Origin of the sequence: Microcystis sp. M165S2 (genome assembly GCF_020245885.1) — a bacterium.
Classification (GTDB): Bacteria; Cyanobacteriota; Cyanobacteriia; order Cyanobacteriales; family Microcystaceae; genus Microcystis.
This window is the reverse complement of sequence record NZ_JADBTZ010000345.1, coordinates 1-14,660: the sequence shown is the minus strand read 5'-3', so window position 1 is coordinate 14,660 and position 14,660 is coordinate 1. Positions and strand designations below refer to the sequence as shown.

Genomic DNA, 14,660 nt, shown 5'->3' with positions numbered 1-14,660 from the left:
TCAGTTATCAGTTATCAGTTATCAGTTATCAGTTATCAGTTATCAGTTATCAGTTATCAGTTATCAGTTATCAGTTATCAGTGATCAGTTATGAGATTTGAGTTTTTAAGTGTGCAGTATTAAGTGAGCGGTTTCAAATAGCACTTTCCTAATGTCTTTTCACTGGTTACTGATCACTGTTTACTGATCACTGTTTACTGATCACTGTTCACTGAAAAGGACGCAATACTAGGTGATTTAGCTCCTCTCTTTACTAAAGTTCAGGGTATCCGCAATATATCTTAACAAAATCGGAGTAAATACAAAGGAGTGGAAGGAACCACACCAGACACAGAGGACACAAAGATTGATCGCTTCTATAGTAAGTTAAAGAGAGCCAAGAAACTGGCACACATATATAGTTAAGAGTTTGTCAAGTGTTTCTTAACTATATGTAACATTATCCCTGCTCAAAATGTAATCACACTGCGGATAGAATCCCCTTGTCGCATCAGGTCAAAAGCCTCGTTAATTCTTGCCAGAGGCAGAACATGGGTGATTAAATCATCGATGTTAATCTTGCCGTCCATGTACCAATCGACTATTTTTGGTACATCTGTACGGCCTCTCGCTCCACCAAAAGCCGTACCTTTCCAGACGCGTCCGGTGACTAATTGAAAAGGACGGGTACTAATTTCTTGGCCTGCCGCGGCTACACCGATAATAGTGGCAACACCCCAACCTTTATGGCAACATTCCAAAGCTTGACGCATAATCTGGACATTGCCGATACACTCAAAACTATAATCGGCCCCACCTTTAGTTAAATCCACCAGATAGGCCACTAAATCCCCCTCAATTTCTTGGGGATTAACAAAATGAGTCATCCCGAATTTTGCCGCTAAAGCTTGTTTCTGGGGATTAATATCGACCCCGACAATCATATCGGCTCCCACCAAACGGGCCCCTTGAATAACGTTTAAACCGATGCCTCCCAGACCAAAAACCACCACTTTTGCCCCCGGTTCCACTTTAGCGGTATTAATCACCGCACCGATACCTGTAGTGACTCCGCAGCCGATATAACAGACTTTTTCAAAGGGAGCATCGGGGCGAATCTTGGCCAGGGAAATCTCCGGCAGCACGGTATAGTTAGCAAAAGTCGAGGTTCCCATGTAGTGATAAAGAGGCTGACCATCGAGGGAAAAACGACTGGTTCCATCCGGCATTACTCCCCGACCTTGGGTAAGACGAATCGCTTGACAGAGATTGGTTTTAAAGCTGAGACAGTATTCGCACTGACGACATTCGGGAATGTATAGGGGAATCACAGGATCGCCCACTTTCAGGCTAGTGACACCTTTTCCTACTTCTACCACGATTCCGGCCCCTTCATGGCCTAAAATTGAGGGAAATAAGCCTTCAGGATCGGCCCCAGAGAGAGTATAGGCATCGGTGTGACAAACTCCCGTGGCTTTGATTTCTACTAACACTTCCCCTGCTTGCGGTGGTGCTAATTGTACCGTTTCAATAGTTAGGGGTTTTCCCGCTTCTAGGGCAACTGCCGCTCGAACATCCATAGGCTCAAAGCAATAGGTTTTTCCCAGTATAATACCGTTAAACTGCTGAAGAGTTGTAATAGAACAATTCTCAACTTATCTCTATGTTAGTCCTCACCATCCGCGAAGAAGGAATGAACGATGGTGGCTTTACTGCTAGTCTCAATTTTGATAGCGGTAACAGCTACCCAATTACGGTTACTGACCCCTTTACTAACCAAGAAGAAAAACAACTAGAATGGTACTTTGAGGAATGGTTAGTATTTCCCACCCTAGACAGGGATAAAGCGCAAAAAGCCGCCAACAGTGTCCAAAACTATGGCGAAAACCTATTTAAACAGGTTTTCCAGACTAATTTAAATGCTTATGGGGAATATCGAGACTTGCGAAAGCAGTTAAGTCAACTGCAAATTATTATCGAAAGTCAGTCGCCAGAATTTCAAGCTTTACATTGGGAATCGCTGAAAGATCCTGATTTACCGCGTCCCTTTTCTATAGATTGTATCATCTCCCGCCAGCGTCGAGGGGCTACAGTTGTCCCGGTGCAAATGGCCACTTATCCTACTATCAATCTCCTGGTGGTGATTGCGCGTCCTAATGAGGAATCTGATGTTAACTATCGCACGATTTCCCGTCCTTTAGTAGAACTGGTAAATAGTAGTGAAATACCAGTAAAAATTGATATTTTGCGTCCCGGAACTTATGAATCACTAACCAGACATCTGGATGAGAAGGGAGAAGGATACTATCATGTTATTCATTTCGATGTTCATGGCGGATTAATGGAATATGAACAGTACGAAAGACAGGTTCACGGGGACTCTTGGCGCTATCAAAGGGGATGGGGACTGGAGGATTTAGCAGAATATGAGGGAGTAAAAGCTTTTCTGTTTCTGGAAGGAGAAGAAAAAGGTCAAGCGACTCCGGTAGAAGCGACGGAATTAGCGAATTTACTCACCGGGAAAAATATCCCTATTTGTATTCTCAATGCTTGTCAGTCAGCAAAGCAAATTTCCCAGGAATCAGAAGACTATCGGGAAACCAGTTTAGGAAGTCGTTTGATGACTGCGGGAATGCAAGCTGTGGTGGCGATGGGATATTCGGTGACGGTTTCTGCAGCTAAGTTGATGATGAAACCAATTTATCAGCAATTATTGAACGGAAAAGACCTAACGGAAGCGATGCGAAAAGGACGGTTAGAGTTATTCAATAATAAGCAACGCCGCGCCTATTATAATACGATAATAGATTTAGAAGATTGGTTATTACCGGTGATTTATTGTCGCGGTAAAATTAATCTCAATTTGCGTCCATTTACTCCAGAAGAGGAGGAAAAATACTGGGAACATATCGGCAATCAATATGTCTTTCCTTTACCAGAATACGGCTTTGTCGGCAGGGATTTAGAAATTCTCAAGATGGAAAAGGCGCTGCTGAAACATAATATACTTTTACTCAAAGGAATGGGAGGGACAGGAAAAACTACCTTACTCAATTATCTACGAGAATGGTGGCAGAAAACCAACTGGGCGACCCATATTTTCTATTTTGGTTATGATAAAAAAGCTTGGACGTTAGAACAGATTATCTATGAAATCGGTCAGGGAATTTATAATCGCTTTGAACAGGCGAGTTTCCAAGCGATGAACCTGAAAGCGCGGGTGAGGAAACTAGAACAAAAACTCCGCAGTGAGGCGTATATTCTCATTTTAGATAATCTGGAGTCGGTGACGGGACAACCGTTAGCAATTCAGAATACTTTACCGGAGAATGAGAGGGAAGAAATCGCCGAATTTCTCAAGAATTTGGTCGGGGGAAAGACGAAGGTGATTTTGGGTTCTCGCAGTGAGGAAACTTGGCTGCAACGCAGGACTTTTAAGGAGAATATCTATCAGTTGCAAGGATTAGACCAAGAGTCGAGAACTGAATTAGCGGAGAGAATTTTAGAACGTCAGGCGAAGAGTCGGAAAAATGCGATTAAAAAGGATGATTATTTTAAACGCTTGATGAAGTTGTTGGCGGGATATCCGTTGGCGATGGAGGTGGTATTAGCGAATCTGAAGCGACAGTCACCGGAGGAGATTTGGCAAGGGTTACAGTTGGCGGAATTAGCTGATGTGGGGGATGAGAATAAGACTAATAATATCATCAAGTGTGTGGAATATTCCCACAGTAATTTGTCGGAGGAGGCGCAGAAGTTGTTACTCTGTTTAGCACCTTTTAGTGGGTTTATTCTCAGGGGTGTTATTCCTATTTATAGCCAAAAACTACAGCAATTAGAACCTTTACAAGGCTATCAGTTTGACCAATTTGATGCAGCGATAGAAGAAGCGATTCATTGGGGTTTGCTTTCGCCGATGAGTGAAGAAATGCCAAGTTTATTGACTATCCAGCCCATTTTTCCCTACTTTTTGAAGACGAAATTAAAGGAATTAGCACCAGAGACGCAAGCAGCAATTTGGGAGGGTTTTAAGAATCATTACCGAGAAGGGGCAGATTATTATAATGACTTACTAGGTTCCAAAAATCCGCAAGAGAAGCAGTGGGGGATATTGTTCTGTCGCTGGGAGTATGAAAATCTGTTTAATGCGTTGCAAATCGCCCTCAATCAGCAAGAAAGCGTACTTAGTATTATTACTTGCTTGCATAGTTATCTGGAGTTAACCCAAGATACTCAGGCTAATTTAAAGCTCCTAGAGTTCGTTCTCGAAACTTTTGAAAACTATCCCCCTGAAACCAAACAAGGGCAGATGGCACTAGAAATCATTGCTATAATTGTCGAGGCAGGAAGCAAATATTTACAAAGTAAAAATTATCAGAAAGCGAAAGAGATTTACCAAAAGAGCCTCGAATTACTCAAGCCAATTAGTGAAAGTTACAGTCAATCTAAGCAATCTTTGCAAGCCATCACCCTGCACAATTTGGGAGCCGTAGCGGCAGAATTGAGGGAATGGGAGCAAGCCCGAAGCTACTACCGGCAAGCTCTTGAGATCTACATTGAATATGGCGCTGCCGGAGGCACGCAAAGCGCCCGCTACGAGCAAGCCAGCACCCTGCACCATTTGGGAATCGTAGCGCAACAATTGAGGGAATGGGAGCAAGCCCGAAGCTACTACCGGCAAGCTCTTGAGATCTACATTGAATATGGCGCCCGCTACGAGCAAGCCGGAACCCTGCACCAGTTGGGAAGAGTAGCCCAAGAATTGAGGGAATGGGAGCAAGCCCGAAGCTACTACCAGCAAGCTCTTGAGATCTACATTGAATATGGGGATCGCTACTCCCAAGCCAGAACCCTGCACCAGTTGGGAATCGTAGCGCAACAATTGAGGGAATGGGAGCAAGCCCGAAGCTACTACCGGCAAGCTCTTGAGATCTGCATTGAATATGGCAATCGCTACTCCCAAGCCAGCACCCTGCACCAGTTGGGAATCGTAGCGCAAGAATTGAGGGAATGGGAGCAAGCCCGAAGCTACTACCGGCAAGCTCTTGAGATATTCATTGAATATGGCGCCCGCTACGAGCAAGCCAGCACCCTGCACCAGTTGGGAAGAGTAGCGCAAGAAGTTGGGGAATTGAGCCAAGCCAAAAGTTATTACCTGCAAGCCTTACAAATTTGGGCAGAATTTAACGATGGTTACAGTGTACAAACCTTTTCTTTGCCCCGTCTTGTTGCTCTTTATCAGCAAACGCAAGATGAGGAGATTTTCGTTGCTGTGGCTGATATTTTGGGGGTTGGGGTTGAGGAGGTGCGGGGTTTGCTGGCGGGTTAGAATGGGTTTTGGGCGCAGGGATTGTTTGAGCGCAATCATTGTTTGGGCGCAAGCATTGCGCCCCTACGGGGGAAATATTGGTTTGTCTTGGGATCTCGAAGTGTTCGGCGATGAAGCTGTTGAGTAATTCCTTTGAGGCTTGAGGTTAGTATAATTATGACAACCGCCAAGGCTGTTAGGATATTTACAATCTCCGAAACCCTCTCAGGTTGTACTTTTGATTTCTGACTTGCGCGTAGCGCTATAACAGGAGGACAAATCGAATGGCGGCTCTCTTGGATTTGGTGGGTAAAATGTATTCTAAGATACATTCCTCCTAGCGAGGGGGTGGAACGAACCACAAAGACACAAAGGACACAAAGATCGATCGATCATATAGTAAGTTAAACTTATCACACAGAACCTAGAAGAGCCGAATGGCAGCAAACCTAATTATTAAATATGACCCCACTGGAGACATTCTCTATATTAACAAATGCGCTCCCTATACCGAACAAGAATCCGAAGAATTAGGAGATGATATTATCGTGAGAGTCAACCCAAAAACCGAAGAAATAGAAAACCTAGAAATCCCTTTTTTCTCCCAAAGACTACAAGAAAACAACGAACTCCAACTTCCCCTCATCGCCAATCTCCGCTTGGCAGTTTAGTGTAATCAGATTGAGTAAATCATTAAAACAACTTAGCTTATGTCTGCAAATATTCGTCAACAACTCCATCAACATATCGATCAATTACCAGATCACATATTGGTTTGTTACGCTACAAACTACCACTAGATATAGATATAACCCAAGCCAAAGACACGAAGCAAATCTCGGCATCCTTCTTCAAAATTATCATTAAAATTAATAATTTGGAAGCTAGGTAAGACCCAAGAAAGTTTTGTATATTCACAAGGTTGATAGAGAATTGGCAAAATTTTATCTTCAAAACGCTGATCTTGTAAAGTAAAAATTAGTTCTCGCTTTACCCACATAGAATCGACCGCATCAGGAGAGAGAACGATAATAAACCAATCACATCGCCTCAAAGCTTTCCCAATTTCATCATGCCATTGCTGTGCGCCTAAAATATTAGTTTCACTATACCAAACGGGAACTCCATGACGGCGTAATTCATTGGCCAAATGAGAGACAAACTCTCGATTTTTGCTAGAATGGGAAAGAAAAGCTTCTTGGGGAATCATCTCATACCTATAGTTAAAATTAGACAAAGCATAGCTTGGGATGAGACAAGCCAAATCTAAAAGTGGTGTATCTCATGAGTCAGTCCGTCGGAGCTTGTCGTATTTTTAAGTGCCTGTGTAATTTCTTTCAATTCTTGATTGTCTTGTTCAAGATTAGGGACGAAAATCATTGGAAATTTTTTGAGAATCCAAGGAATATGTTCTAGGTTTGAATTATCTGAGGAAGAGACAATAACAGGAATGATACGACCTTGATACTTTTCTTCTCCAATTGCATAACTAATATCAGAAACAACATTAAAAGGCTTCAGTGATTCTGGTGTTAATAAGACTATCATTGCTTCAGATTCTTGTAAGGCTTTACCTATGTTATTAGCCCAGTTTTCCCCGGGTAACATTTCAGCAGCATCCCAAACTTGAAAGCCATCTTCTTTGAGAGAATCAGCAACTCTCTTAGCTAACTTAGCCTCAGTAAAGGCATGACTAATAAAAACTTTCATATTCTTTCTAGCTTCCTCGATATTTAAATTAATTCAACTGATTTATTCATAATCTGCTGACAATTTACTAAGAGTATAGCGTTTTTAGTCGCTAGAGAAACTCATTTACTCCTCGACTTCATCAGGAATAGATTCAGCTAACTTAAGCATAGCGCCTAAATCGACTGTTTCTTCAGCGAAATTTCCTGTGCGGGCTTCTGCGAGTCCCCGTTTGAGCGACTCGCGGACCCTAGGATTCTGAAAAGCCCATAGTTCTCCCCCCAGAATCGCCACCATGGGAACCAAAAGAAGTTCCCCGCTTGTATTCATCAGTATCCGATAGTGACGGTTGCTACATTGAGTCCCAAGGCTAATCCGTCCGCAAGCATCAGCCTGAATATCTTCTTTAATGAGCGAAAAATTCTGATACTCCATCACGTCTCCTCCTCTCTTCATATACTTATTCTAGATAAGTTACCCAATTTGGGCAATGGGGTTATGTCCATTTAGCTTCTCACTACCTAAAGAAAACAGGTTAAACTTGTTCGGGCTAGAGCCTTGACAACCAACCTAGTTTGTCGTCGAAGCTCTCTTCGCTAAATTCTCTCCCCTTTCCTTGTAGGATAGGGTTCAGGGGAGAGGTCAATAATTAAGAACCCAATGCGATCACACTATCTGGTAAAGATCAAGTATAATAATAAATATAAAGACCAAATTATTCATCTACCGTTAACTTAATCAAAGCCAAATGAACTTATTAAAACAATCGGACATTCAAGAAAATCCCACAACACTTTACGAACAAGATCTTCAGTTGTGGATTGAGCAAACTATTCATCAATTACAGAATCGACAGTTTGAACAACTGGATATAGAAAACTTAATTGAGGAGTTAAAAGATTTGGGTAAGTCAGAGAAACGCGCCTTAGAGAGCAACTTAATGGTCTTGTTGATTCACTTACTCAAATTAAAGATACAGCATGATGCTCCTGAGACAATGAAAGCAAGTTGGTATAATTCAGTAGATGAGCATCGCCAGCGCGTTCAAGATGATTTACTTAAGACTCCCTCTCTTAAATCTTATCTCTTAATCTCCATCACACAAGCCTATTCCAGCGCTCGTAAAGTCGCCATCAAACAGGGTAAACGCGCTCAATTTGGTATTCGTATTCCCCAAGAAAGTGAGTATCCCCTCGCTTGTCCTTTCACACCTGAACAGATTCTAAATGAGGACTTTTACGGGTAAAAACGAAAGTAAACATTATCGATAATAAAACCATGAAACCAGAATATGACCTTGCCAACATGAAAAATCGCCCGAATGACCTAACCCCCCTTCCCTGGGAAATAAGGGGGGAATAAAGTTTTTAATACCTAACTACTTATATCTCAATAAATCTCTTGGATAAATCATAGCAAAGTGAACCTTTCATGTACTCTAAATTAAGGAGAAGACGATGGCTAATCTGGATGATGTAGGAAGAGCGAAAGCAGCTGATAAAAACCTGAACGATGCTAACCGAAGCGATGTGCAGGTAAACAAAACAAGACCATATCCTTAACTGTTCTCTCTGATTTAGAGCAGTTAACCCTATCAGTAACCGATATTTTGCTTGGTTAAATTAAAAATAGAAAATTACCATTAAAGTAAGTGTTAATTAAGTAGGTAAATATGGTTCAATTTTTACAAGCAAAAGAAGTCACTCTCAGAGATTTAATTAATCATTTTCAACTAGAGTTTATAGAAGATGAGCATTTTTTTGGGGAATGGCAGGAAGATATAGAAGCAATCTCTGACCAAGAAAAAGAATTGTTAGATAAAATCAAAACAGGTTATTTTAACTTATTGAATTATCCTCCCTTTTTGGAAACTTCGGTGAGGATGACGGTTTTAGACCCATTATTATTTATTGGTAACTTTTATCTATTTCCCTTTCACATTAAAGCAGAAGATTCCGTTGAAATTATTACAGAAGAGCAAGATTTAATAATTAAAGGAAGGTTAGATACTTTAATTCTAAAAGAGCAATTATGGGTAATGATTATTGAATCAAAACGGGTAATTTATTCCGTTGAAGTAGGTTTACCGCAATTATTAGCTTATTTAATGGTCAATCCTCATCCAAACCGTCCTAATTATGGAATGTTGACCAATGGTTCCGAGTTTTTATTTGTTAAATTATTATGGGACGGTAAACCTTTATACGGAACCTCTCGTTTATTTGCCATGAGAAATCCAGGGGATTTATACGAGGTTCTCAAAATCCTTAAACATCTCTGTCAACTAATTTGAGTATGAAAATAATCAGTACCTAATTTTACGACTGTTGATAACTCCAGCAGAATCGTTACTCTCCTATTTCCCTCTGTTGTATAATTTGCTCTGAAAGGAACAAATCAGTAGGCATAAATCAAAATTATCAGGATTTTTTCGGCTTTTCTTCACTATTTCAGCCTGATTTGTCCTGACAAGCTCAAAAATACGATAGTTTTTGTCTAGAATTGCCTAGCCTGAGAGGGGAATGATAAAGTTAGATAAGAAAATTAAAGATGGTGTGATTAAAGTGAAATTTGCTGCTAGTACCTATTTTTCCCTGCTGCGTCATTGTGCCGTTCCTTTGTTGTCGATCGCCACTTTTACGCCAATTCTCTTAACTTATTTAGCCAAGGAAAAACCAGAAACCCCGCAACCGCAGGCAAATCTAGAAACTGCTGCCTCCCCTGCTCCTATTATCCCATCTCCGATCGCCCCCTTAACCGCACCATCGCCGAAACTATCCCCCTCTCCCCAATCTTCTGCGATTCCAAAATCAGCACCCTCTCCCCAATCTTCCCCCTTGGCACCGAAAAAATTAGCGCCATCGGTTCAAACTTCCCCTAATACTTCCCCTAATACTTCCCCCGCTGCTGCGGCCAAACCAGTGACTAGACAACCCTTAGTGGTTCCCGCTAATTATACGCCGCCGGCCATAGAAATTCGCGTGGCGATCAAAAGGGATGTGGCCAGTGTTTTGATTGGAGTTAACGGACCGGCGGTGATCACCGATCGCCAAGGTCGCGGTTTAAAAACGATTGCCACTAACGAGGGTTTACCGGTCACTCCAGATGCCAATGGCTTAAAAATGGGCGATTTATCGCTGCCAGAGGTGATTTTTGTGCAGCCCACCAGTGCCGATGGTTTAGTTTATGTGGATGATAGTTGGTATCGGGGCAAAATCCTCCTTGTCGCCCAAGGCGATCGCTTGTTAGTGGTCAATCATGTTAATTTAGAGGCCTATCTCTATAGTGTGGTGGGTAGTGAAATGCACTCCACTGCGCCAATGCACGCTTTAAAGGCACAGGCGATCGCCGCTCGTTCCTACGCCCTAGTACATATAATCCGCCCCGCTAATGCTTGGTTTCATCTGGGCAATAGCCAACGCTGGCAGGTATATAAAGGCATTCGCTCGGAGTATCAATCGACTCACCAAGCGGTTAATGCCACTGCTGGGCAGATTCTCAGTTATAAAGGGGGTGTAGTCGAGTCTCTTTATGCTGCCACCGATGAAATTGTCGCTTGGGCCCACGGTGGTCGCGGTATGAGTCAAACTGGGGCTTATAAATTAGCGGAAAAAGGCCTAGATTATCAACAAATTCTCGGTAATTATTATCCCGGAGTTGGTTTAGCCCGTCTAGTTCTACAAAATTAGATTGATAGGCTTTCTCGACTGAAAACTCAAATCTGATCACTGATAACTGATCACTGATAACTGATCACTGAAATGCCGACCATAGCAGATTTCTAGTAACTGTATTAGAATAAACTTTCAAAATGCTATAGCAGTAAATCTCTCTATGAATAGCCCCTTTCTCGACTACCTCAACGGACCCAAACATCCCGTCCTCGTCTTTGATGGGGCGATGGGAACTTCCCTACAAAGCCAAAATCTCACGGCCGAGGACTTTGGTGGGGCAGAATACGAAGGGTGTAACGAGTATCTTGTCCATACTAAACCTAGTGCCGTAGCCAAAGTCCACGAAGCTTTTTTAGCGGTGGGTGCGGATGTGATTGAAACCGACACCTTCGGGGGAACCTCGATAGTTTTAGCCGAGTACGATTTAGCCGATCAAGCCTATTATCTCAACAAAACCGCCGCCGAACTGGCCAAGGCTTGCGCTAATAAATACTCTACCCCCGAAAAACCGCGTTTTGTGGCGGGTTCCATGGGGCCAGGGACAAAACTGCCCACTTTGGGTCATATTGACTTTGATACTCTCAAAAATGCCTATGTGGAACAGGTAGAAGGCCTGTACGATGGCGGGGCAGATTTATTATTAGTAGAAACCTGTCAGGATGTCCTGCAAATTAAAGCGGCTTTAAATGCTATTGAAGAAGTATTTCAGAAAAAAGGTCAACGATTGCCCCTAATGGTTTCAGTGACGATGGAAACCATGGGAACGATGTTAGTAGGAACGGAAATTAACGCCGTTGTCTCTATTTTACAACCCTATAAAATCGATATTTTGGGACTTAACTGCGCCACTGGTCCCGATTTGATGAAACCCCATATTAAATATCTCTCGGAAAATTCCCCTTTTATTGTTTCTTGTATTCCTAATGCTGGTTTACCGGAAAATGTCGGCGGTCAAGCGCACTATCGCCTCACTCCCGTAGAATTAAAAATGGCTTTAATGCACTTTATCGAAGATTTGGGAGTACAAATTATCGGCGGTTGTTGTGGTACTCGTCCCGACCATATTCAAGCTTTAGCGGAACTAAGTCAGGGGTTAACTCCGAAATCTCGTCATTATCATTATGAACCCTCCGCCGCTTCTATTTATAGTACCCAACCCTATATTCAAGATAATTCTTTCCTGATTGTCGGGGAAAAATTAAACGCCAGTGGTTCTAAAAAATGTCGGGAACTTCTCAATGATGAAGACTGGGATAGTTTAGTATCTATGGCGAAAGCGCAGGTAAAAGAAGGGGCGCATATTCTGGATCTCAACGTCGATTATGTGGGCCGGGATGGGGTGCGCGATATGCACCAATTAGCCTCTCGTTTAGTTAATAATGTCACCCTACCTTTAATGTTAGATTCCACCGAATGGGAAAAAATGGAAGCGGGGTTAAAAGTAGCGGGGGGTAAATGTATCCTGAACTCTACTAACTACGAAGACGGGGAACCGCGTTTTTATCAAGTCTTGGATTTAGCGAAAAAATACGGTGCGGGGGTAGTAATTGGAACCATTGATGAAGAAGGAATGGGACGCACTGCCGAGAAAAAATTCCAGATAGCTAAACGGGCCTATTATGCGGCGATAGAATACGGAATTCCTCCCTACGAAATCTTTTTTGATCCTCTAGCTTTACCGATTTCTACCGGTATCGAAGAAGACCGAGAAAATGGCAAGGCTACTATCGAAGCAATAGGCCGAATTCGCCAAGAATTGCCAGAATGTCACATGATTTTAGGTGTGTCTAATATCTCCTTTGGCTTGAATCCAGCAGCGCGTCAGGTATTAAATTCCGTCTTCCTCAACGAAGCGATGCAGGTGGGGATGGATGGGGCAATTGTCAGTGCTAATAAAATTCTTCCTCTGGCAAAAATTGAACCAGAATATCAGCAAGTTTGTCTGGATTTAATCTATGATAATCGTCGTTTTGATGGCGATATATGTGTTTATGATCCCCTGACCAAATTAACCGAATTATTTGCGGGGAAAACTACTAAAAAAGACCCCTCTAGTAATGCTAATTTACCCGTGGAGGAACGCTTAAAACAGCATATTATTGATGGGGAAAGATTGGGACTGGAAGGTGCTTTGAATCAAGCTTTACAGGACTATCCACCCCTAGATATTATTAATATTTTCCTCCTGGATGGGATGAAGGTAGTGGGTGAGTTATTTGGTTCAGGACAAATGCAGTTACCTTTTGTTCTCCAATCTGCCCAAACTATGAAAGCAGCCGTTGCTTTTTTAGAACCATTTATGGAGAAAAAAGAGGGGGATAATAATGCCAAAGGGACTTTTATTATCGCAACAGTTAAAGGGGATGTTCACGATATCGGTAAAAATTTAGTTGATATTATCTTGACCAATAACGGCTATAAGGTGATTAATTTGGGCATTAAACAACCCGTAGAAAATATCATCGAAGCCTACAAAGAACATAAAGCCGATTGTATCGCTATGAGCGGTTTATTGGTGAAATCGACGGCTTTTATGAAGGAAAATCTGGAGGTTTTTAACGAAAAAGGAATCACCATTCCCGTTATCCTTGGCGGGGCAGCTTTAACTCCCAAATTTGTCCATGATGACTGTCAAAAAACCTACAATGGAAAGGTTATCTATGGTAAAGATGCCTTCTCTGACCTGCATTTTATGGATAAATTAATGCCGGCTAAAGCTGGGGGTCAATGGGATGATAGTAAAGGCTTTTTAGGGGAGTTTGTCGAGGGAGAAAAAACCCCGGTTGTCGCAGAAGAATTAGAGGTTAATCCCGATACTATTTTTACCGATGGCACCGTCAACCAAGAATTAGTTATTGATACCCGTCGTTCCGAAGCGGTGGAAGTTGATATTCCCCGACCAACACCGCCCTTCTGGGGTACTAAAATATTAACAGCAGCAGAAATTCCCATCGAGGAGGTTTTCTGGTATTTGGACCTACAAGCTTTATTTGTCGGTCAATGGCAATTCCGCAAACCCAAAAGCCAATCAAAGCAAGAATACGACCAGTTTTTACAGGAAAAAGTTCATCCAATTCTGACAGCATGGAAAGAGAAAATTGTCAAGGAAAATTTACTAAACCCCACATTAATTTATGGTTATTTTCCCTGTCAATCCTCTGGTAATTCCCTCTTAATTTACGATCCCGAATCGATACAAGCGGGCGAAAAACCCGAAAATCTGCAACCGATCGCCATTTTTGAGTTTCCTCGCCAGAAATCCGGTCGTCGTCTCTGTATTGCTGACTTTTTCGCCCCGCAGGAATCCGGTATTATCGACGTTTTCCCGATGCAAGCGGTGACAGTGGGGGAAATCGCCACGGAATACGCTAAATCTCTCTTTGATGCCAACCAATATACCGAATACCTCTATTATCACGGCATGGCTGTCCAAGCCGCCGAAGCCATGGCCGAATGGACCCACACCCGCATCCGTCGCGAGTTAGGTTTCGCACAGTTCGATCCTGATAATATCCGCGATATACTGCAACAGCGTTACCAGGGTTCTCGCTATAGTTTCGGCTATCCCGCTTGTCCCAATATTCAGGATCAATACAAGCAACTAGATCTGTTAGGATGCGATCGCATTGGGATGTCTATGGACGAAAGCGAACAATTGTACCCAGAACAATCCACCACCGCCATTATCACCTATCACCCCACCGCTAAATACTTTAGTACCTAATCAGTGATCAGTTATCAGTGATCAGTTATCAGTTATCAGTGATCAGTAAACAGTAAACAGTAAACAGTGACCAATAACTAGGGTTTGCTGAATAAATCTAAAAACCTTATCCAACAAGGTTTTTAGACTTTTTTTCCCTCAAAAAGTGCCGACCCTTGGAGTGATTGGGGGGAAAATTCAGGGACTTTTTCCCTGAAAATTAGGTAGGGTCTGCTGAAAAAGTTATTGAAAATCACAGGTCTCTTAATCAATGATTTCACTTAGCTACAAGCATAAGCTGTAGTTT

At 42.3% G+C, this 14,660-nt stretch carries 10 protein-coding genes; 6 read left to right on the top strand and 4 right to left on the bottom strand.

The window, feature by feature from the left end; all coding sequences use genetic code 11:
• Positions 1–449 precede the first annotated feature (449 nt).
• Entirely contained in the window at positions 450–1,559 is a 1,110-nt protein-coding gene (locus IM479_RS17205) for an S-(hydroxymethyl)glutathione dehydrogenase/class III alcohol dehydrogenase (RefSeq protein ID WP_287686265.1), read from the bottom strand.
• An 83-nt stretch (positions 1,560–1,642) separates the two neighbouring features.
• Between IM479_RS17205 and IM479_RS17200 the strand changes: the two genes are divergently transcribed.
• Together IM479_RS17200 and IM479_RS17195 are read left to right on the top strand one after the other, a co-directional pair.
• Complete coding sequence (locus IM479_RS17200; protein WP_287686264.1) at positions 1,643–5,308, top strand: tetratricopeptide repeat protein; 3,666 nt, start codon at positions 1,643–1,645, stop codon at positions 5,306–5,308.
• Positions 5,309–5,724: 416 nt separating this feature from the next.
• Positions 5,725–5,958 carry a DUF2283 domain-containing protein gene (locus IM479_RS17195; protein WP_287686263.1) on the top strand — a complete coding sequence of 78 codons (234 nt, stop codon included), beginning with the start codon at positions 5,725–5,727 and terminating at the stop codon, positions 5,956–5,958.
• A 125-nt stretch (positions 5,959–6,083) separates the two neighbouring features.
• Here the strand turns inward: IM479_RS17195 and IM479_RS17190 are convergent, their stop codons facing one another.
• The 3 genes from IM479_RS17190 to IM479_RS17180 all read right to left on the bottom strand — a co-directional run bounded on the left by IM479_RS17190 (position 6,084) and on the right by IM479_RS17180 (position 7,411).
• Positions 6,084–6,524, bottom strand: coding sequence for a toll/interleukin-1 receptor domain-containing protein (locus IM479_RS17190; RefSeq protein ID WP_287115928.1), 441 nt, complete (start codon positions 6,522–6,524; stop codon positions 6,084–6,086).
• Between the two features lie 29 nt (positions 6,525–6,553).
• Positions 6,554–6,997 (bottom strand): toll/interleukin-1 receptor domain-containing protein, encoded by a 444-nt coding sequence (locus IM479_RS17185; RefSeq protein WP_002735722.1) that lies wholly within the window; start codon positions 6,995–6,997, stop codon positions 6,554–6,556.
• Between the two features lie 105 nt (positions 6,998–7,102).
• The gene (locus IM479_RS17180) at positions 7,103–7,411 is read right to left on the bottom strand and encodes a hypothetical protein (protein WP_287717928.1); all 309 of its coding nucleotides are present in this window, start codon (positions 7,409–7,411) and stop codon (positions 7,103–7,105) included.
• A gap of 313 nt (positions 7,412–7,724) precedes the next feature.
• Here IM479_RS17180 and IM479_RS17175 point away from each other — a divergent pair, with 313 nt between their 5' ends.
• The 4 genes from IM479_RS17175 (at position 7,725) to metH (ending at position 14,374) form a co-directional block, all read left to right on the top strand.
• Entirely contained in the window at positions 7,725–8,222 is a 498-nt protein-coding gene (locus IM479_RS17175; RefSeq protein ID WP_002798842.1) for a DUF29 domain-containing protein, read from the top strand.
• Positions 8,223–8,648: 426 nt separating this feature from the next.
• Positions 8,649–9,269: a type I restriction endonuclease gene (locus IM479_RS17170; protein ID WP_287686261.1), complete on the top strand. Its 621-nt coding sequence runs from the start codon at positions 8,649–8,651 to the stop codon at positions 9,267–9,269.
• A 229-nt stretch (positions 9,270–9,498) separates the two neighbouring features.
• Positions 9,499–10,665: a SpoIID/LytB domain-containing protein gene (locus IM479_RS17165; RefSeq protein WP_287686260.1), complete on the top strand. Its 1,167-nt coding sequence runs from the start codon at positions 9,499–9,501 to the stop codon at positions 10,663–10,665.
• 145 nt (positions 10,666–10,810) lie between these two features.
• Positions 10,811–14,374, top strand: a complete 3,564-nt coding sequence (gene metH / locus IM479_RS17160; protein ID WP_287686259.1) for a methionine synthase — start codon at positions 10,811–10,813, stop codon at positions 14,372–14,374.
• Positions 14,375–14,660: the final 286 nt, after the last annotated feature.

What these genes read in the sequence shown, in the direction of transcription:
- IM479_RS17205 (WP_287686265.1), bottom strand. Translation starts at nt 1,559, where the DNA reads ATGGATGTTCGAGCGGCAGTTGCCCTAGAAGCGGGAAAACCCCTAACT.
- IM479_RS17200 (WP_287686264.1), top strand. Translation starts at nt 1,643, where the DNA reads ATGTTAGTCCTCACCATCCGCGAAGAAGGAATGAACGATGGTGGCTTT.
- IM479_RS17195 (WP_287686263.1), top strand. Translation starts at nt 5,725, where the DNA reads ATGGCAGCAAACCTAATTATTAAATATGACCCCACTGGAGACATTCTC.
- IM479_RS17185 (WP_002735722.1), bottom strand. Translation starts at nt 6,997, where the DNA reads ATGAAAGTTTTTATTAGTCATGCCTTTACTGAGGCTAAGTTAGCTAAG.
- IM479_RS17180 (WP_287717928.1), bottom strand. Translation starts at nt 7,411, where the DNA reads ATGGAGTATCAGAATTTTTCGCTCATTAAAGAAGATATTCAGGCTGAT.
- IM479_RS17175 (WP_002798842.1), top strand. Translation starts at nt 7,725, where the DNA reads ATGAACTTATTAAAACAATCGGACATTCAAGAAAATCCCACAACACTT.
- IM479_RS17170 (WP_287686261.1), top strand. Translation starts at nt 8,649, where the DNA reads ATGGTTCAATTTTTACAAGCAAAAGAAGTCACTCTCAGAGATTTAATT.
- IM479_RS17165 (WP_287686260.1), top strand. Translation starts at nt 9,499, where the DNA reads ATGATAAAGTTAGATAAGAAAATTAAAGATGGTGTGATTAAAGTGAAA.
- metH (WP_287686259.1), top strand. Translation starts at nt 10,811, where the DNA reads ATGAATAGCCCCTTTCTCGACTACCTCAACGGACCCAAACATCCCGTC.